The sequence below is a fragment of the Natrinema sp. CGMCC1.2065 genome (assembly GCF_051225675.1).
GTDB lineage: Archaea > Halobacteriota > Halobacteria > Halobacteriales > Natrialbaceae > Natrinema > Natrinema thermotolerans.
Genome location: NZ_JBPJSJ010000009.1, coordinates 1 through 18193, shown reverse-complemented (window position 1 = coordinate 18193; position 18193 = coordinate 1). Strand labels below are relative to the sequence as shown.

Here is an 18193-nt window from a genome sequence, read left to right as displayed (position 1 = left end):
TCCGAGGATTCATACGCCGCTCGCCCGACCCACGTCGTATGGAGACGACGCGAGTCTTGCAGGTCGACGCCTTCACCGACGAACCGCACACGGGGAACCCGGCGGGAGTCGTCCCTGACGCCGACGAACTCTCGGCCGACCAGATGCAGGGAATTGCCGCGGAGATGGCAGTCAGCGAGACCGCCTTCCTGCGCTCGAGCGAGACCGCCGACCGCCGGGTCCGGTATTTTACGCCGACGCAGGAGGTCGATCTCTGTGGCCACGCGACGATCGGGACGTTCGCACACCTCCACGACGAGGGGCTCGAGCCCGGGACGACGACCCTCGAGACGAACGTCGGCGTTCTCGAGATCGACCTCGCGGCCGACGGCACGGTCTGGATGCGACAGGACGACCCGACGATCCGAGAGGTCGACGTGGGCTACGACCGGGTGGCCGACGCGCTCGGGGTCGACCGGGCCGCGCTCGAGGGTGCGAGCGCGGACATTCCGCTCGCGGTCGCCTCGACCGGATTGCCGTTCCTGATCGTCCCGATCACGTACCTCTCGGACGTCGGGGACGCGGACCCCGACATGGCCGCGATCGAAGCGCTGACCGACGACGTCGACGCGACCGGCGTCTACCTCTTTACCTTCGACGCGCTCGAGCCCGAATCGACGCTGCATGGCCGCATGTTCGCGCCGGGAGCCGGCGTCCCGGAGGATCCGGTCACGGGCACCGCGAGCGGCGCCGTCGCCGCCTACCTCGATCGGTTCGGCGCGTTCGACGGCGATCTCCCGGACGAACTCCGGCTCGAGCAGGGCCACTACGTCGACCGGCCCGGCGCGGTCCGTGTGCGGCTCGCGGACGGCGTGCAAGTGGGGGGCCGCGGCGTGACCGTCCTCGACGGCTCGATCACCGTCCCCGCCGCCGACGAGGACGACATCCTCGAGGCCTGATTAGGCCAGCGGGTCGTCCGCGTCGTCGCCGGTTTCGTCCGCCGGCTCGGTATCGTCGTCGAGCCCCGTCGCGGACCGGTCGTTCGCGGGGCCATCGTCCGCGGACTCCGTCCTCGGATCGTCGGATGGGCTCGACGGCGGCGGGTTCGTCTCCGCAGTCGCCGGCTCCAGCTCCGAGGGCCGGTCCGTCTCGCCCTCGAGGCGGTCGGTCTCGTCGAAGGTCGTCGTTTGCCCGTCGCTCTCCAGCGCCCGAACGGCGCGTTTCGTCTCGGCGAGGTCGTCCTCGAGGTCCGAGAGCCGGTCGTCGAGTCCGTCCTGTACCTCGCTTGCGAGTTTGGTCGCGTCGAGTTGCCGGCCGGCGGCCCGACCCGCCGCACGGGGCAAGGTCACGAACAGCGCGTAGGTCTTGCCGAGTTGCCAGACGACGATCCCCGCGGCCGCGAACAGCAGGGTGATGATCGGATCCGCCTGCTCGATGGCGGACTCGGCGTTGCGCGGGTCGGTAAACAGCGTGGTGACCGCGGAGCCGAAGCCGGCGAGCAGCCCGGCACCGACGAGCGCCAGCCCGAGTACCAGCGACCCGACGGTGATTCCCCGATAGACGATCGTCCACTTGAACGAGTTACGAAGCCCCATAGCGATGACAGTCGCTGGAATCGTATAGTCGCTATGGGAAGACGATCGCCAGTACTGCTAAAGCGGCGGTTCCGACCGACCCAGTCAGGAGCGGACAGCGGCGACCGACGGAACCGTGCCGTAAATTACCTCGCGGCCGAGTTGCGATCCGGCGCGACTGTTCGCAACCTTCTTTATCGGTTCCAGCGAGTGACTCACTAGAGATGGCTGTACTCTGGCTGGACGAGATCAGTGCCGGCGACCTCGAGAAGGTCGGCGGTAAAGGTGCTTCTCTGGGCGAGCTGACGGGTGCGGGGCTGCCCGTTCCGCCGGGATTCGTCGTAACTGCCGGGACCTATCGATCGTTCATCGAAGAGGCCGAGATCGACGAGGAACTGTTCGCGGCCGTCGACGTCGACGTCGACGACTCGAGTGCGCTGGCCGAGGCCGCCGATCGCGCACAGGAACTCATCCTCGAAACGCCCTTCCCCGACGAGCTTCGCGCGGAGATCCTCGAGAGCTACGGCGAGGTCGGCGACGGCGAAGCGTTCGTCGCGGTCCGGTCGTCGGCGACGGCCGAGGACCTGCCCGACGCCTCCTTCGCCGGTCAGCAGGAGACGTTCCTCAACGTCACCGAGGAGGACCTGCTCGACCGGGTTCGGGAGTGTTGGGCGTCGCTCTTTACCCAGCGGGCGATCTACTACCGTCAGGAGCAGGGCTTCGACCACTCGGCGGTCAACATCGCCGTCGTCGTCCAGCAGATGGTCGACGCCGAGAAGTCCGGCGTGATGTTTACGAGCCACCCCTCGACCGGTGAGCCGACGATGATCATCGAGGCCGCATGGGGCCTCGGTGAGGCCGTCGTCTCCGGGGCGGTGTCACCGGACAACTACGTCGTCGAGCGCGAGGACCGCGACGTCGACGTCACCGTCGCCGAGAAGAAGGTCAAACACGAGAAAGACGAGGCGACCGGCGAGACCGTCGAGCGCGAGGTACCCCAGGACAAGCGCAACGAACGGGTCCTCGCCGACGACGAGATCGACGCGCTAATGGACTTAGGCGAGCGCGTCGAGGACCACTACGGCGAGCCCCAGGACGTCGAGTGGGCCATCGTCGGGGGCGACGTCTACATGCTCCAATCCCGGCCGATCACGACCATCGACGAGAGTTCCAGCAACGGAGCCGACGCGGCCGGCGGCGTCGACGCCGCGGCCGGACTGACCGACGGCAGCGGGAGCGTCCAGAGCGCCGAGGGCGCGAGTACCGGCGCGGACGCGAGCGGCTCGAGCGAGGTTCTGGTCGACGGACTCGGCTCGAGCCCGGGGACGGTCAGCGGCCCCGCGAAGATCGTCACCAAACTCGACGATCTGGCCAAGGTCGGCGAGGGCGACATCATCGTCACCGAGATGACGATGCCCGACATGGTGCCCGCGATGAAGCGGGCCTCGGGAATCATCACCGACGAGGGCGGCATGACCAGCCACGCCGCCATCGTCTCGCGCGAACTGGGCGTGCCCGCCATCGTCGGCACGACCAACGCCACGACCGTCTTGGAGGACGGGCAGGTCGTCACCCTCGACGGCGACAAGGGCTCGGTCCTCGAGGGCTCTGCGGTCGAACCCGAGGAGGAGACCGAACCGGTCGAGGAGGTCCGCCCGCAGTCGCCGGTCAAGCCGATGACCGCGACCGAGGTGAAGGTCAACGTCTCGATCCCGGAAGCGGCCGAACGCGCGGCCGCGACGGGTGCCGACGGCGTCGGCCTCCTTCGGACCGAACACATGATCCTCTCGCTGAACCAGACCCCCGAGAAGTTCATCGAGGAAAACGGCACCGACGCCTACACGAAGGAACTCGTCGAGGGCATCCGCGGCGTCGCCGACGAGTTCTACCCCCGACCCGTCCGCGTGCGCACCCTCGACGCCCCCACCGACGAGTTCCGTCAGCTCGAGGGCGGCGCCGACGAACCCGAGGAACACAACCCGATGCTGGGCTACCGGGGCATCCGACGCTCGCTCGATCGTGCCGACGTGTTCGCCCACGAACTCGAGGCGTTCCGGCGGCTCTACGAGATGGGCTACGACAACGTCGAGATCATGCTGCCGCTTGTCAACGACGCCGAGGACGTCTATCGGGCCAAAGAGTGCATGAAAGAGGCCGGCATCGACCCCGAGAAGCGCAAGTGGGGAGCGATGATCGAGACGCCCGCGGCCGCGCTGTCGGTCGAGGAGTTGGCCGAGGCCGGCATCGACTTCGCCTCCTTCGGGACGAACGACCTGACCCAGTACACGCTCGCAGTCGACCGGAACAACGAGAACGTCGCCGACCGGTTCGACGAACTCCACCCCGCCGTCTTGCGCCTGATCGGCGACGTCATCGAGACCTGCCGCGAACACGGCGTCGACACGAGCATCTGCGGGCAGGCCGGCTCCAAGCCCGAGATGGTCACGTTCCTCGCCAAAGAGGGCATCACGTCGATCTCCGCGAACATCGACGCCGTCCGCGACGTCCAACACGAGGTCAAACGCGTCGAACAGAAGCTCCTGCTCGATTCGGTCCGCTAACGGCCCGTTCGTTTACGCTCTTTTTCGGTCACCCGCGCCTCGAGTAGTCTCCAGTAGCTCCGTCGCAGTCCCCGATGGCCGCCGTCACCACGAGTGCGTCTGCCCCGCGATGACGAGAAACTCGAGGCCGACACCGAGGGCCGCGACCGCGATCGCCGGGCCGAGCCAGTTCGGGGGCCAGTGGGGTGGCCGGCGACCGATAGCCTGTGGCCGGGGAAAGGCCCATGCCGACGGCCGCCCTCCGTTCGAGCATGAGCGATCGCTCGGACGAGGTGACCGAGAGTCGGGACCCCGCCGCCACCGACGACCTCCTCGAGGAGACGGACCGACTGCTCTCGGACTCGGGCGCGGACGCCGGTAACGCAGGGACGGCGGCCGATGCCGCCGGGAGCGAGCCGGCAGCCTCGATCGACGACCCGCTGGGCGACTCGTCGCTCGGTCCCGGCACCGGAGCCGACCGCGACGCCGAACAGACGGCCGACGCCGGCGACGACTCGCGGTCGTGGCTCGCGCCGATCACGTCGCGGCTTTCGCTGGGTCGATACTTCTCGCCGAAGGAGTACCTCGCACTCGTCGCATTGCTGGGGGTCGGTCTGGTGGGCGGTTCGACCGTGCTGCCCGTCGCCGGCCGACTGATCGGGATGTTCGGCGTCGCCTTCCTCGTCGGCCTCGTCGCGTCGAAGCGGCGCTATCTCGAGGTGGGAATCGCCGGCGTCTCGGTCGGGGGTATCGCCGCGGTGTTGAACAACGCCGTTCTCGCAGCAGTCGGCTCGGGCCAGTCGCTGGTCGCCGTCGGCGCGACCGTCGGGCTACTCGCGGCCGTCGTGGGCTACTACTTCGGTCGCGACCTGCGCGACGGGCTCGCACGAGATATCTAACCGTTCGTCGTCAGCTCCCAGCCGCGTTCGGTCCGTCGAACCACGCCGTTGTCGGCCATCACCTCGAGGAGTTCGGCGACGACCTCCCGCGGAGCGTCGATGTCGTCGCTGAGTTCGCCGACTGACTTGGGTTCGGTCCGGATGCTCGCGAGCAGGTCGGCGTAGATCCGGCTCTCCGGGCCGGCGCCGACGGTTTCCGACACGTGATCGAGGACCTCACAGAGCTGGCCCTGCACCCAGCGCTGGGCCAGTGATAGTTCGTTCTCCAGTTGTTCGAGATCCTCCAGCGCCGCGAGCAGCTCGTCGAGGTCGTCCGTATCGTCCCAGGAGACGTCCATCGAGAGGTGTCGACAGGTCGTGATATCGAAGCTACTGTTGGCCGGATACGCGCTCTTGCTGGCGAAGCCGTACGGGGAGACGTTCACTTCCAGCCGGACGTTCCGAGCGATATGAAAGTACTTTCGCCGCTGGTCGTCGACCCGGCTCTCGACTAACCCCGCTTCCTCGAGTTTCCGCAGGTGTTCGATGACCGCCTTGGGACTTACGCCGATGTACTCCGAAATCTCGGTCACGTAACACGGTTTGCGGGCGAGCAACCGAAGGATCCGTCTCCGGTTTTCGTTCCCGAGTAAGTCCAACAACGCGGCGGAATCCATCGAGCGTGGGTAAGTGGTCACCGCTGAAAAGCGTGTCTGCTTGCCGGATCCGCGACGGCGAGCGGCTCAGGCGGAGCGACGACGCTCAGTCGTCGGAATCCGTCGACTTCGAACCGCTTGCGGACTCGCCGTTGGCTCCTTTGTCAGGAGTCTCCCCCGAACCGGACGCCGGTGGGGTCGTTTCGGGTGGTCCACCGCCGTCGCCGTTCCCGGCGGACTGACCGCCGGACCCGTTCGCAGTCGGGTTCCCGCCGGAGCCGGCGTTATCCGGTCCGTTTCCCGGTGACTCCTTGCCCGGGTCGGCCGCCGGACCGTTCGAACCGCCACGGTCGCCCGGCGGGCCGGCATCGTCCGGCGGGCCACCGCCGTTGGCTAGCCCGCGAGCGACGCCGCGGACGCCGGGCCCACCGCGTTCCGCCGCGCTCTGTCGAGCCGCAGAAGCGTTTCCGCGGAGATCAGCGAGGCGGTCCGCCGCGACGCCAGCCTCGGTGGCGTGGCGTTCGGTCCGTTCGATCGACCGCTCGAGGCTGGCGAGTTCGACCGTCAGCTTCGCCATCCGGGATCGATAGGCACCCTTCGTGATGGTGCCGTTCTCGTAGTCGGCCTCGAGGCGATCGCGTTCGGCCTCGAGGTCGGCCAACCGCGACTCGAGGTCGGCCGTCCGGTCGGTAAGCAACCGGCTCTCGTTGGCCGCGTTCTCGAGGGCGGCTTCGAACTGCTCGGAATCGACTGTGCTTTCCGTATCGGCCGCGCTCGCCTGCAGAAGCGTTCCGACGGAGGCGTTCCCCGCTACCGACTCGTTCTGGCCAGCGGCGGGCTCGGCGAACGGACTCACGACGGCACCGCTCGCAAGCGGCGCGACCGTGAGGCCGACTGCGAGGGCCACCAGGAGGGCGACCGACCGAGTGGTTGTCATCGTGTGTGTTGTCTGCGGGAACATAGTAAAAAGACGGACCTTCGTTCGGACCGTTTTATCGATCTCATCGTCGGTCGAGGTACCGTTTGAGCGTTCAAGGCGGGCGGAGTTGTCGTCGTTTCCGGTCGACCGTCGCCGCCGATCGGGTCTCACGAACGGTTCGGTCACCAACCGTTCGAACCGTTTCACGGGCCGCGGAACCGTCCGCGGTAGCGTCGACGTTCCCTGCTGAACCGCCGAGCGGCCGCGACCCGGAACCGCATCACGCCTCTCCGACGGACCGGTCTGTTAGCGCGTCGATTTAAACCTGTCCGAAAAGGGTTATATCGGTGCGTCCCCTGTCACCAAACACCATGTTCGAGGTGTTCTCGCGGAGCTACTATCTCGGACGACTCTACGTGACTCCCACGGAGGGCGATCACGCACTCATGCACAGCGAGCAACACGAGCGGCTCAACGAGGAGGTCTACGCCAGCGGCGACGGCCTCGAGCGGCTCGATACCCCGCTCGTAATGAAACTCGAGTCGCGACACTTCGCGGTCCACGGGGGCGAGAACGTCCCGACGAACACGCTCGCGCTCCCCGAGTCGATGCTCGAGGGGACCGATATCAGGAACCCGCCGTCGCTCCGGGAGGTGTTTCTCGCCCGGCGCGACTGCGCCCGTCGGTTGCTCGAGTTCGCCGGCGGCTGGCAACCCGACCCGGCCGGCACGGACCTGTCCAACGCCGGAACCTAGAAGTAGGCTCGCTTCCCGTTTTCCGCCGAATGATCGACGAGCTGCTCGGCCGTGCGTCGCTCAAAGAGCGCATCGAGGACCTCGAGGACGAAAACGAGCGGTTACGGGAACGCTACGAGGCCGAGTCCGACCGCCGGGCCGAGGCGGCCACGGCGAGACAGGAGGCCGAACAGCGGGTCAACCGTCTCGAGGACCGGATCGCCCAACTCGAGGGCGAACTCGAGCAGGTCGACGACGCCGACGACGGCGTCGCCGTCCGTCGCCGGACACAGGTCCGGGGACGACGTCTCGAGGCGATCCTCGACCGACTGGACTCGTTCCGGACGGGGCCGGAGGGCGCGTTGACCGTCGCGGTCGATGAGTCGGGGCTACCCGAATCGGTCCGGTCGACCCTCGAGGAGCCGCTCGGCGACCGAGTTGCGCTGCTCGAGGACGCCGCACCGTGTCTGTGCTGTGTCGACGACGCCGGCCTGATCGCGGTGGCCCTGTCGCCGCCGGTCGAGCCGACGCTCGAGCCGACGTGGGACGACGGGTTCGCCATCGACCGCGAGACCTTCCTGCCGACCGGCCGCCACGCCCTCGCGCTGGTCCGGACGGACCTGTTCGCGCTCGGGGTTTACGATGGCAACGAGCGGATCGACTACCGCGGGTTCGAAAGCGACGTCAAGGGCACCCACTCGAAGGGCGGGTTCTCACAGGCCCGGTTCGAACGGATCCGTGACGAACAGATCGACGACCACCTCGAGCGCTGTCGCGAGGCCGTCGCGACACGCCGTGGCGACGTGGATCGACTGTTCGTCGTCGGCCAGCGCGGCGTCGTCGACACGCTCGTCGCTGAAGTCGGCCTCGAGCCGGCGGGAACCGCCGCGGTCGACGCGACCGGCGATCCCGAATCCGCGCTCGAGGACGCCTATCGGTCGTTCTGGACGACGGAACTGCGAGTCCTCTAGTAGCCGCCGCCGTCCTGCGGGTTACCGGAAACCGGTGCCAATAGTACGTCTGGGTCAGTAGCCGCCGCCGTCCTCGAAGCAGCGGCCACAGCGGTTCGCGTCGTCGGCCTGTTCGACGGGGATCAGTCGGAGATCCTCGTGGGCGACGTGGGCGGTCGCGCCACAAGTCGTCTGAAAGTCCGAACGACCGTGTTCGTGCTTGTGGATCTTGTTCGTCGTCTCGTTGAGGACACCATTCATGACGCATGGTGCCACGCCGCACGGCCATAAGTCTACCGACCGTTGCTGATCGATCGATCGATCCGGGAACCGAAACGGTGGGTCCGTGAACGGGACCGTGACCGAAAGAAGGGCTTACGGGGGCGACCGCCGGACCGCCCCGATGCCGATTCCGATCGCACCACTTTAATCACCACCCGTCTAGGTCCCGATATGCGCGTCGCAATTCTTGCCCACGAACAGTTTCCCGACCGAGCCAAGACCGCGCTCGGGGTTCTCCGATACGCCGACCACGACATCATCGCCGTCCTCGACCGTGACAGCGCCGGCCGACGAGTGTCGGACTTCGTTCCGGACGTCCAGGACGCACCGATCGTCGAAGGCATGGACGACCTCGAGGCCGACGCCGTCGACGCCTTACTGATCGGGATCGCACCGATCGGCGGCGATCTCGAGGAAAGCTGGCGTGACGATATTCGAGTCGCGCTCGAGAACGGCTATGACGTGATCTCGGGGCTGCACTCTTTCCTGTCCGATGACGAGGAGTTCGCCCGATTGGCGGCGGAAAACGACTGCGAACTGCGCGACGTCCGGAAGCCGCCCGAGGGCCTCACGGTGGCCGAGGGCGTCGCCGACGAGGTCGACGCCGAAGTGATCCTCACCGTCGGCACGGACTGTTCGGTCGGCAAGATGACGACGACGATGGAGTTGGCCCGGGACGCCCGCGCGGCCGGCCACGACGCCGCCGTCGTCCCGACCGGCCAGACCGGCATCATGATCGAGGGCTGGGGCACCCCGATCGACCGCGTCGTCAGCGACTTCACCGCCGGCGCGGTCGAGGAGATGATCCTCGAGATCGGCGACGACCACGACTACCTCTTCGTCGAGGGGCAGGGCAGCATCGTCCATCCGGCGTACTCGCCGGTCACGCTCGGCATTCTCCACGGTTCGATGGCCGATAAACTCGTCCTCTGTCACGAGGCCGGCCGGGAGGCGATCCACGGCTACGAGTCGTTCGCGCTGCCGTCGATCCCGACGTACATCGACCTCTACGAGAGCGTCGCCGCGCCGGTCGCGGACGGGCAGGTCGTCGCCGGCGCGCTCAACACGTCCGGGCTGGCGGACGACGCGGCCGCCAGCGACGCAGTCGCCGAATACGCCGACGCCCTCGGCGCGCCGGCCGACGACGTCATCCGGTTCGGAACCGACGACGTCCTCGAGGCGCTGCTATGAGCCTCGAGACATCGTTCGAGCGGCGCTCGCTGCCGCTGGAGTACCCGTTCGGAATCTCCCGCGGCACGACGACCGAGACCGAGGTCGTCTACGTCCGGATCGAGGACGACGACGGGACGACCGGTCTCGGGGCCGCCGCCCCGTCGACACACTACGGCGAGACCGCGGCCACCGTTGCGGCCGTCCTGCCCGACCTGCTCGCAGTCGTCGAATCGGTCGGCGATCCCCACCAACTCGAGCGGATCGAACGCCGCATGCGCGAGACGGTCCGGAAGAACCCGGCCGCCCGCGCCGCAGTGAGCATCGCGCTCCACGACCTCGTCACGAAGCGACTCGAGGTGCCCCTCTATCGCTACTGGGGACTCGACCCGGCCGAGACGCTCTCGACCTCGTACACGATCGGGCTCGACGACACGGATCGGATGCGGGAGAAGACCGAGACGGCCCTCGAGCGCGGGTTCGACACCCTGAAGGTCAAACTCGGGACCGACCGCGACCTCGAGATCGTCCGAACGATTCGATCGGTCGCACCCGACGTGCGGCTGTTCGTCGACGCCAACGAGGCCTGGACCCCCCGCGAGGCGGTCCGAAAGATCGACCGGCTCGCCGAGTTCGACCTCGCGTTCGTCGAGCAGCCGGTCGCCGCCGAGGACCCCGAAGGGCTGCAGTTCGTCTCCGAGCGCTCGGCGCTGCCGATCGCCGCCGACGAGTCCTGTCGAACGCTCGCGGACATCCCCCGTATCGCGGACCGCTGTGACATCGCGAACCTGAAACTGATGAAATGCGGCGGGCTCCGGGAGGCGAGACGGCTGATCAGCGCCGCCCGGGCCCACGGCCTCGAGGTCATGTGTGGCTGTATGAACGAGTCGAACGCCTCGATCGCCGCGGCCTGTCACCTCGCGCCGTTGCTCGACTACGCCGACCTCGACGGCTCGCTGTTGCTCGCCGACGACCCCGTCGACGGCGTCCCCCTTGCGGACGGTCGGATCGACCTCGCCGCCCTCGAGCGGTCCGGGACGGGTGCCGGCTTCGGTTCGTCCTGATCACGGGACCGTCCCGCCGACGGCCGGACCGTCCCCGAATCGGCAGCGGCGCTCCTTCGATGGCACCCAGCCGGACCGGCGGCTGCGTTCGCTCGATGGTCCATCACCGGAAAATGAACGTACAATTAGAGGTGTTTGCGTTCCGAGTCGGACAGTGGCAAGCAAGCGGTATCGAGAGTGCGAGACTGCGACGCATGCCCATCGATCCGGCCACTGCCGGTTCGCGTCCGGATCGACATCGCCCACTCGGTCGCGACGGTGAAGCCGTCCTCGAGTCAGCGTTCAACTGCGCGCGCATCACACCACTGTCGGCGACTGTCTGGACAACTCCCAACGGGGTTTCATACCGATCGTCGGTGTGGAACGTGTGGTATGTCCGATAGCGACGACGATCGAACCGTGTCCCGACGAACGCTCCTGCGGGCCTCGGCCGGAACGGCCGCACTCTCGGCCATCGGGAGCGCCCGCGCCGACGACGGCAACGAGCGGGACGACCTCGTCCGACGGTTCGATCGTGACTGTCCCGACGCGACGATCGAGCCCAGTATGGCCCACTGCGAGGGTGCGAGCATGGAGGGGTGTGCGGACGACCACCCGACGACGGTCGCCCTGCAGTCCGCGGTCACGGACGCCCTCGAGCGCCGGTACCCGGACGTCGATGCACTGCTCGAGGCGGGCTACAAACCGTACTTCGATACGCTCGAGACCGGCGACGACAGCTGGTCGCACTGGCTCAACCCGGCGTTCATCGGCGACGGCGACCTCCTCGAGCCCGAGCGACCGGAATCGGTGCTGGTCGACAACGAAACGTGGCGCTCGATCGGCGTCATGTTCATCGCGACGCAGGACGGCACGGCCGTCGCGCCGCCGGCGGTGTACGGCGAGGACGCCGACGCCGAACTGTGTTCGCCGTGGCACGCCCACACCGGCCTCCCCGGTCGGTTCGCGTGGTGGTTCTACCGGCAGACCTACGAGGGAGCGGCCGCGGACGGCGACCTCGAGTTCCCCTGTCGGACCCCCTGTATGCTCCACGTCTGGACCGTCGACCATCCCGAGAGCGTCTACGCCCACGACGCGCCGCCCCGGGAGGACCGCGACGTCGACCCCGCCGACGAACCGACGTTCGACACCGACGCGGTTCCCGGCGAGGACGACCTCGGCTGGGCGGCGCTCCCGGAGGCTGTCGTCCCCGACGAACTACCCGCCGATCTCGCCCCGTTCGACCCGTCCGGATTCGACCCGTTCGGCATCGATTTGGGGCCGTGATCGCTCCGGAACGACTCGCGGAACGTCACTCGAGCCAGCCCTCGATCGCGGCCGCGACCCGATCGGCCGCCGCGTCGGGGCCGCAGCGGTCGGTATCGATCTCGAGGGCGGCGTCGGGCGCGTCGAACTCCCGGTAGACCACGTGGACGCCCCGTTCGTCGATCGAGTCGGGACGAGCGCGATTGCGCTCGAGGCAGGTCTCGAGGCTCGCGGTCAGGCGGACGAACCGGACATCGCCAAGCGTCCGAAACCGGGTCTGCCAGGTCGCCGATAGAACGTCCCATCGACCAGCGTCACGCCCGTCGCGGGCGCGTCGGCGACCCGCTCGGCCAACTGCTCGTCGGTCCGACTCGAGAAGTCGTCGGAGTGGACGGTCCGGACGGGAATCGAGCGCGTCTCGAGGCGGTCCCGAACGCGGGCCGTCACGGTTGACTTGCCCGTGCCCGGCGGCCCGCAGATGACGACGATCACGGTCGCCGGTAGCCGCCGAGGGGATACGAACCCCGGGGATCGACCACGGACTAGTGGTCGTCGGTATTGCCTTCGCGCTCCGTGACACCGTTCGCGATCGTCCCGTCGCATATTCCCGGTTCCCCACCTCGCGAAGTGGACGCGGCGATCGGGCCGTTCATCCGCCGGGAGACCGGTCGTGGAGCCGACGCGGACCGGGAGTGATCAGCGGTCCTCGCCGGCGGTCACGTCGAACGGTCCCTCGTCGGGATCCTTCTGGGGGACGAACGGACCGACCGACGCGGTCCGGCGGGTAATGGTCGTGATCCGGAGGATGTAGGAGACCAGCAGGGACAGCGGCGAGAGGACGACGACGATCAGGGCAGCGACGACGTAGGGGAGCGCAACGACGCTGAGACTCGGCCCGGCGAAGTCGGCGTAGAGGAGGCCGACGACGATCGCCGACAGGATCGACGGGACGCCGCAGTAGACCGTCAGCTGCGAGAACCGGGTGAGTTCCCGTTGCAGATAGGTCGTCTTGAACTGCTCGCGGGCCACCCTGAACAGTTTCAACGTACCGATCAGGTCGTCGAACTGCTCTTTCGCCGTCGGCGACAGCGACTCGTTGTAGTCGTTGCGCAACTGGGTCGCGACGTACAGCTGCCAGGCCTCGTCGTAGTTGATTGCCGCCCAGACGGCCGCAAAGGTGTCGGCGTCGGAGTCCGAGCGCTCGAGCGTCTCGTCGACCCGGTCGGCCCGCTCCCTGACGCTGTTTGTGTACCGAACGACCGTCTCCCGCACCTCGTCGTCGTGATCGGCGACGATGTCGGCGAGTTCGGCCGCGTCGCGTCGGACCGACTCGATGAGCAGTTCGAGGACACTCATCGGCGCGGTCGGCGTCGCGGAAACGGCCGCCGTCTCGGCGACGTCCTCGCGGAACGCCACGACGCCCTCGAACCGGTCGCGGGCCTTCCCCGCCGCGCCGAACTCCTGGGAGAGGATGAGCTGGTTGACCGAGACGACGAGCGTCACCAGCGAGAACGTGCCCGCGATCATGCCGCTTGCCACGCTCGTCACGGAACTCCCGTTGACGAAGTTGATCACGCCGAGTTCGTACAGGCCGACGATAAGCGCGAAGATGACCGCCGAGAGCAACGCCGCGACGACCAATCGGTTCCCCTGAATCAGCACCCACTCGTGGAACCGCGTCAGCGGCCCCTCCGGCCCGCCCACGTCGGCCCCGTAGGACTCGAGCGTCTCGTCGGTCTCGGAGGACATGGCGACACGTTCAATCGACCCGACAATAAGGGCCTGCGTTGCATACACCGCCGAGCGCTGTCGCTTCAGGGCCTACACTGAAATGCGTCGGCGGTGTTCCCGAAGACATGCTCGGCACCGGAATCGACTCGCGGACGACGGGCAGGTCCCGATGACGCGCTCGGAGACGACGAGCAGACGACGACTGCTCGCGTCGCTCGGCGTCGGGATGGCGACCGCGGCCGCCGGCTGTACCGGCAGCGACGCGCTCGGCGGCGACCCCAGCTATGAGAGCGGTAACGTCGGCCCGATAAACGCCAGCAACGCCTCGAGCAGGAACGCAAGCGAGATGTCCACGGCCTCGTCGCTGGCCCAACAGCAACCGACCAACTCGGTGACGCCGCTCGATTCCCTCGAGCTGGTCGAACACGAGTTCGTCCTCGAGGACGGCTACCTCGGCTCGACAGTGCAAGGAACCGTGACCAACACGGGAGCGGACCGGCTCCAGATCGTCGAGGTCCGGACCCGAATTTACAACGACGCCGGCAACCTCCTCGGCCGGTATCTCGCCAGCACCGGCGACCTCGGGGCCGGCGACGCCTGGGAGTTTCAGGTCGTCATCCTCGAGGCACCCAGCGACGTGGCCGACTACGACATCACGGTACTCGGAACGCCCTCGTGACCGGCGTCGGAACCGGCGATCGAGACCATCGTTCCCCCGATCCGCGGCGTCAGTCCCGCGTCCCTGCGACCAGTTCGTCGACGACGCCGTCGTAGACCGCGTCGGACTCGACGGCGAGGGCGTAGGCCGGTCGCCCCTTCCCCGTCGGCGACGTCTCCGCGGGCGGGACCTCCTCGACTAACTCCTCCTCCTCGAGCCGGTAGAGCGATCGGATGACGTCGGCCTCGGAGATCGTCCCGACGACCTCCGTATCGACATCCGAGAGCCGCTGTTTGCAGTGCCGTCTCACGTCGTGGGTCTGAACCGGCGTCTCCCCCTCGCCAGCGAGATCGGCGAGCCCCAGCAGGACGGCCTGATTGGTCAGGGAAATCGAGTCGAACCGCGAGACGTTGCTCATACTACCCCTTGACCGTGAACAATGGTAACAGTTTCTCCCGACTACAGCAGCGGAGACCGAGCGTCGGCTCGAGACGCTCGCGGTCGCTGTGACGCAGTCGATCCGTCGGTGGCTCAGGCGCTCTCTTCGTCCTGCAGTTCCGCGAGTTCGGCCTCGACCTCGTCCTGGTCCTCGCCTTCGAGGTCGGTCAGCTCCGCCTCGTCGGCCTCGCCGGTCTGCTCGGGCGCCGACTCCGCGTCGTCGGCACCGACGTCGGATTTCAGCGTCTCGAGTTCGGCCTCGACGCCGCTGTCGGTCGAGAGCTGCTCGAGTTCGCGGTCGATGTTGTCCTTGTCCGAGAGGACGTCGTCGAACGCGCCCGACTCGTGGAGTTCGTCCATCGCGGCGGCCCGGGCCTCCATGTCCTCGGTCTGTTCCTCGGCACGTTCGATGGCGCGGCCGACGTCCTCGAACTCCTCGCCGGTCGCGGTCATCGCTTCCGATACCGTGGAGCTTGCCTTGGCGGCCTCGTGGCGGGCCTTCATCGTCTCCTTTTTCGTGCGGAACTCCTCGATGCGGCTCTGGAGTTCGTTTTTCTGGTCGATCAGCCGGTCCTGCTGGTTCTGCAGGTCCGAGATCTGGCGCTCCAGATCCTCGATCTGGTTCATCTTCGTCTTCTTCTTCTCGAGTGCGCGTCGCGCCAGATCCTCCCGACCCTGCTGGACCGCAGTGCGGGCCTGATCGTTGTGTTTCTCGACGTTCTCCTCGAGGCGGCGTTTCTGCATCTCGAGGCGCTTTTTCTGCGTGGTGAGATCGGCGATGCCGCGTTTGACCTGCTGGAGCTGGTCACGCATCTGCTCGTAGGAGTAGTCGAGCGTCTCGGTCGGATCCTCGGCCCGGTTGAGCACCGAGTTGAGTTTCGACCGGATGACGTAGGAAGCCCGAGAGAGGATGCCCATACTCGCTACGTATTGCTCGCGGGCCTTAAAAATGTCACTTCAGGAATATCCAATGTTCGCGAGCGCGGGGCCGGTGGCGCTGCCGACGGCGGAACACACCGCGGACTAGCGGTCGGTCTCGACCGATCGGACGGCAAGCGAGTCGTCGACGACGATCGTCGCCGTGCCGGCGTCGCCCGCAACCTCGAGGTGGATCCGGACTGGGTCCCGGGACTCGACCCTGGTCGTCGGCGCGGGGAGTTCCCAGTCCGGACGCTCGAGGTCGATTCCGACGTCGGAAAGCGCCGCGGCGACGCGACCGTCACTCAGCAGCGCCGAGAGCGGCTCCACGCCGACGAGAAACGTACAGGTGTCACACGTGATCTCGACGATGTCCTCGCCTTCGCGTTCGAGACGCAGGTCGGCGGTCGTCGTCCCGGCACAGAAGGGACACTGACCGGTGCGGGCCAGTCCGACGTGAAAGCGGGCACGACGTGCGGTTTCGCGTGCGACGTCGTCCGCGCTCCGTCCGGCGAAGCCGTTCGCTGGGAACGGATAGGTGAAGCCGGACCACTCCTCGCAGGCCGAACACGCGACGGTGACGAACCCCCGTTCGTACCGCAGGACCGCCCCCGTACCGCAATCCGGGCACTCGGAGTCGATCGGCGTCGGCTCGGACGGTGTCCAGTCCCTGACCCCTTCGGCCGGCCGGTGAGCGAGGACGGCACGGTACAGCGCTGTCACGGCCGCCGTCGGGACGTAGCCGTCCTCGACCTTGCGGACATAGATCCCTCGAAGCTTGTCGAGGTGGTAATTGAACTTTCCGCTGTCGCGCATGCCCACCGCATCCATCAGCTCCGCGTACGACCGCGGCTCCGTGTAGACCGCGTGCCAGTCCTCGAGCAAGGCGAGCAGGATCTCGAGGCGGATCTCGTGACCGAGCAGGGAGAAGGCGTCCCGAACCGCGGCCGCCGACTCGTCGTCCGGACTCATGTGCCGACGTTGTCTCGACGCCCCATTGACCGTTCCGGCTGTGCCGCCGAAACCTGCCGTGACAACCGCCCTCGTGAATTTCAGTTCACAAAGTGATTACGTGTTCTCGGCACCACCATTACCCCATGACAGAGGGGATCCGAACCGCCGAATCGACGACGATCGCCGCGCGAGTCCGGCGTCGGCTGCGATCGTTCGAACCGCTGTACCTGGCCCTGCTCGGTCTGCTGGCGGTTCCCAGCTACGTCTTCGACTCGCTGGCCGTCCTCGAGGTCTTCGAACTCTTCTTCCTCTTTTTCCTCTGGCCGTTCGTCTCGCCGCTGTTGGATCTGGTGCTGCGACGCGGGGCCGACGAGGAGCGCGCGGAGCCGACCGACTGGCTCCACATGGGGAACTGGCGGGCGTACGCGGCGTGGTTCCTGACGATGCCGCTGACGTTCGTCAATCCGCTCGTACTGGCACAGGACCTCTCGCAGTGGCTCGGCACCGGCGTGGCGTTCGTCCGCCACCGCGGTGCGTTCCCCGACCCCGAGAACTACGACCAGCAAACCGCCTACCGGCTCCCGTTCGACGGGACCTGGACCGTCGTCAACGGCAGCTACGACCACGATTACTCCCACTCGTGGCTCCCTGCCACCCAGCGATACGCCTACGACTTCGTGATCACCGACGCGGACGGCCATACTGCCCCCACCGAGTCCGGGTCGGCAGTGGACTCGTACTACTGCTACGACGAGCCGATCCTCGCTCCCGCTGACGGGGTCGTCGTCGACGTCTTCGACACCGACTTCGAGTCCCCCCGCGGCGGCGGCCTCTCCCATCCGCTAAAGCGGGACATCCGCGGGTGCTACGTCGTGATCCAGCACGCCTCCGACGAGTACAGCTGTCTCGCCCATCTGGTCCCCGGCAGCCTGACGGTCTCCCCCGGAGACCGCGTCGAGCGCGGGCAGGAGGTCGGTCGCTGTGGCCACTCCGGGAACTCCTCGGAGCCACACCTCCACTTCCAGCTGCAGGACCACCCCCGCTTCGAACTCGCGGCGGGGCTCCCGATCGCCTTCGACGACGCTGACGCCGAGTGGCCGGGCGCGAAGGCGGCGATCGACGAGCCCCGATCCGGCGGGGCCGGCGACGCCACCACCGACCCGCTCGAGGACGCCACCGACGTCGACCGCACGTATCTCACGGCCGGCCAACGCGTCGCACACGTCGCGGGGGCCGACGAGCCGACCGACGGGTCCGCGAGTCCAGAGCGGGAAACGATCGAGAGCACGGCCGAGAGCGACGCAGGGCAATCGGCCGGGAGCGACGGGCGACTCGCCGCGGTGCGACGCGCCGCGTTCGGGACCTGCGTCGGCGGCGCCGTCGCCGTTCTGGGGCCGATCGTCGTTTCACGGACCGCCGTCGCGCTCCTGCTGGGCGCCGGGGTCGCGCTCGCGGCGGGCTGGCACGGCTGGGTCGCGGTCCGACGGACCGCCGCCGAGCGCC

18 protein-coding genes and 1 pseudogene are annotated in these 18193 nt (G+C 67.7%); 10 read left to right on the top strand and 9 right to left on the bottom strand.

Going from position 1 to position 18193, the window contains the following annotated elements; genetic code table 11:
- Window positions 1–38 precede the first annotated feature (38 nt).
- A complete protein-coding gene (locus ACSBP4_RS10900) occupies window positions 39–938 on the top strand; it encodes a PhzF family phenazine biosynthesis protein (RefSeq protein ID WP_049964845.1) in 900 nt (299 codons plus the stop codon).
- Here the strand turns inward: ACSBP4_RS10900 and ACSBP4_RS10895 are convergent, their stop codons facing one another.
- Entirely contained in the window at window positions 939–1574 is a 636-nt protein-coding gene (locus ACSBP4_RS10895) for a hypothetical protein (protein ID WP_211249091.1), read from the bottom strand. It abuts the gene before it with no gap.
- Between the two features lie 203 nt (window positions 1575–1777).
- On the opposite strand from ACSBP4_RS10895, the gene ppsA reads away from it, so the two are divergent.
- The gene (gene ppsA / locus ACSBP4_RS10890; RefSeq protein ID WP_049964846.1) at window positions 1778–4114 is read left to right on the top strand and encodes a phosphoenolpyruvate synthase; all 2337 of its coding nucleotides are present in this window, start codon (window positions 1778–1780) and stop codon (window positions 4112–4114) included.
- Between the two features lie 251 nt (window positions 4115–4365).
- Complete coding sequence (locus ACSBP4_RS10885; RefSeq protein ID WP_435552211.1) at window positions 4366–4992, top strand: DUF456 domain-containing protein; 627 nt, start codon at window positions 4366–4368, stop codon at window positions 4990–4992.
- On the opposite strand, the gene ACSBP4_RS10880 is transcribed toward ACSBP4_RS10885, so the two are convergent.
- Together ACSBP4_RS10880 and ACSBP4_RS10875 are read right to left on the bottom strand one after the other, a co-directional pair.
- Window positions 4989–5648, bottom strand: a complete 660-nt coding sequence (locus ACSBP4_RS10880) for an ArsR/SmtB family transcription factor (protein WP_049964847.1) — start codon at window positions 5646–5648, stop codon at window positions 4989–4991. The two genes, ACSBP4_RS10885 and ACSBP4_RS10880, sit on opposite strands and share 4 nt — an antisense overlap.
- Before the next feature lie 85 nt (window positions 5649–5733).
- A complete protein-coding gene (locus tag ACSBP4_RS10875; RefSeq protein WP_435552210.1) occupies window positions 5734–6564 on the bottom strand; it encodes a hypothetical protein in 831 nt (276 codons plus the stop codon).
- Window positions 6565–6917: 353 nt separating this feature from the next.
- Here ACSBP4_RS10875 and ACSBP4_RS10870 point away from each other — a divergent pair, with 353 nt between their 5' ends.
- Both ACSBP4_RS10870 and ACSBP4_RS10865 read left to right on the top strand, forming a co-directional pair.
- Window positions 6918–7301: a DUF5802 family protein gene (locus ACSBP4_RS10870; RefSeq protein ID WP_006181286.1), complete on the top strand. Its 384-nt coding sequence runs from the start codon at window positions 6918–6920 to the stop codon at window positions 7299–7301.
- 29 nt (window positions 7302–7330) lie between these two features.
- On the top strand, window positions 7331–8251 hold the full coding sequence (locus ACSBP4_RS10865; RefSeq protein WP_435552209.1) for a Vms1/Ankzf1 family peptidyl-tRNA hydrolase: 921 nt from the start codon (window positions 7331–7333) through the stop codon (window positions 8249–8251).
- Window positions 8252–8305: 54 nt separating this feature from the next.
- On the opposite strand, the gene ACSBP4_RS10860 is transcribed toward ACSBP4_RS10865, so the two are convergent.
- On the bottom strand, window positions 8306–8491 hold the full coding sequence (locus ACSBP4_RS10860; RefSeq protein WP_006181288.1) for a hypothetical protein: 186 nt from the start codon (window positions 8489–8491) through the stop codon (window positions 8306–8308).
- Between the two features lie 192 nt (window positions 8492–8683).
- On the opposite strand from ACSBP4_RS10860, the gene ACSBP4_RS10855 reads away from it, so the two are divergent.
- The 3 genes from ACSBP4_RS10855 to ACSBP4_RS10845 all read left to right on the top strand — a co-directional run bounded on the left by ACSBP4_RS10855 (window position 8684) and on the right by ACSBP4_RS10845 (window position 12012).
- The gene (locus ACSBP4_RS10855; protein ID WP_049964849.1) at window positions 8684–9703 is read left to right on the top strand and encodes a DUF1611 domain-containing protein; all 1020 of its coding nucleotides are present in this window, start codon (window positions 8684–8686) and stop codon (window positions 9701–9703) included.
- Window positions 9700–10746, top strand: a complete 1047-nt coding sequence (locus tag ACSBP4_RS10850) for a dipeptide epimerase (RefSeq protein ID WP_006650248.1) — start codon at window positions 9700–9702, stop codon at window positions 10744–10746. Before ACSBP4_RS10855 ends, ACSBP4_RS10850 begins: the two co-directional genes overlap by 4 nt.
- Before the next feature lie 372 nt (window positions 10747–11118).
- Window positions 11119–12012 carry a hypothetical protein gene (locus tag ACSBP4_RS10845; protein ID WP_435552208.1) on the top strand — a complete coding sequence of 298 codons (894 nt, stop codon included), beginning with the start codon at window positions 11119–11121 and terminating at the stop codon, window positions 12010–12012.
- A gap of 25 nt (window positions 12013–12037) precedes the next feature.
- On the opposite strand, the pseudogene ACSBP4_RS10840 reads toward ACSBP4_RS10845, so the two are convergent.
- Window positions 12038–12483 (bottom strand): annotated as a pseudogene (locus ACSBP4_RS10840) (AAA family ATPase).
- Between the two features lie 204 nt (window positions 12484–12687).
- Window positions 12688–13740, bottom strand: a complete 1053-nt coding sequence (locus tag ACSBP4_RS10835) for a hypothetical protein (RefSeq protein ID WP_373631271.1) — start codon at window positions 13738–13740, stop codon at window positions 12688–12690.
- A 151-nt stretch (window positions 13741–13891) separates the two neighbouring features.
- Here ACSBP4_RS10835 and ACSBP4_RS10830 point away from each other — a divergent pair, with 151 nt between their 5' ends.
- Window positions 13892–14401: an FxLYD domain-containing protein gene (locus ACSBP4_RS10830; RefSeq protein WP_435552207.1), complete on the top strand. Its 510-nt coding sequence runs from the start codon at window positions 13892–13894 to the stop codon at window positions 14399–14401.
- A gap of 49 nt (window positions 14402–14450) precedes the next feature.
- Here the strand turns inward: ACSBP4_RS10830 and ACSBP4_RS10825 are convergent, their stop codons facing one another.
- From ACSBP4_RS10825 to ACSBP4_RS10815, 3 genes are all read right to left on the bottom strand, one after another.
- Window positions 14451–14798 carry a hypothetical protein gene (locus ACSBP4_RS10825; protein WP_435552206.1) on the bottom strand — a complete coding sequence of 116 codons (348 nt, stop codon included), beginning with the start codon at window positions 14796–14798 and terminating at the stop codon, window positions 14451–14453.
- A gap of 113 nt (window positions 14799–14911) precedes the next feature.
- Complete coding sequence (locus tag ACSBP4_RS10820) at window positions 14912–15736, bottom strand: PspA/IM30 family protein (RefSeq protein WP_049964854.1); 825 nt, start codon at window positions 15734–15736, stop codon at window positions 14912–14914.
- Between the two features lie 105 nt (window positions 15737–15841).
- Window positions 15842–16708 (bottom strand): winged helix-turn-helix domain-containing protein, encoded by an 867-nt coding sequence (locus ACSBP4_RS10815; protein ID WP_435552205.1) that lies wholly within the window; start codon window positions 16706–16708, stop codon window positions 15842–15844.
- Between the two features lie 125 nt (window positions 16709–16833).
- Here ACSBP4_RS10815 and ACSBP4_RS10810 point away from each other — a divergent pair.
- A partial coding sequence (locus ACSBP4_RS10810) for a M23 family metallopeptidase (RefSeq protein WP_435552204.1) occupies window positions 16834–18193 on the top strand: 1360 nt, incomplete at its 3' end.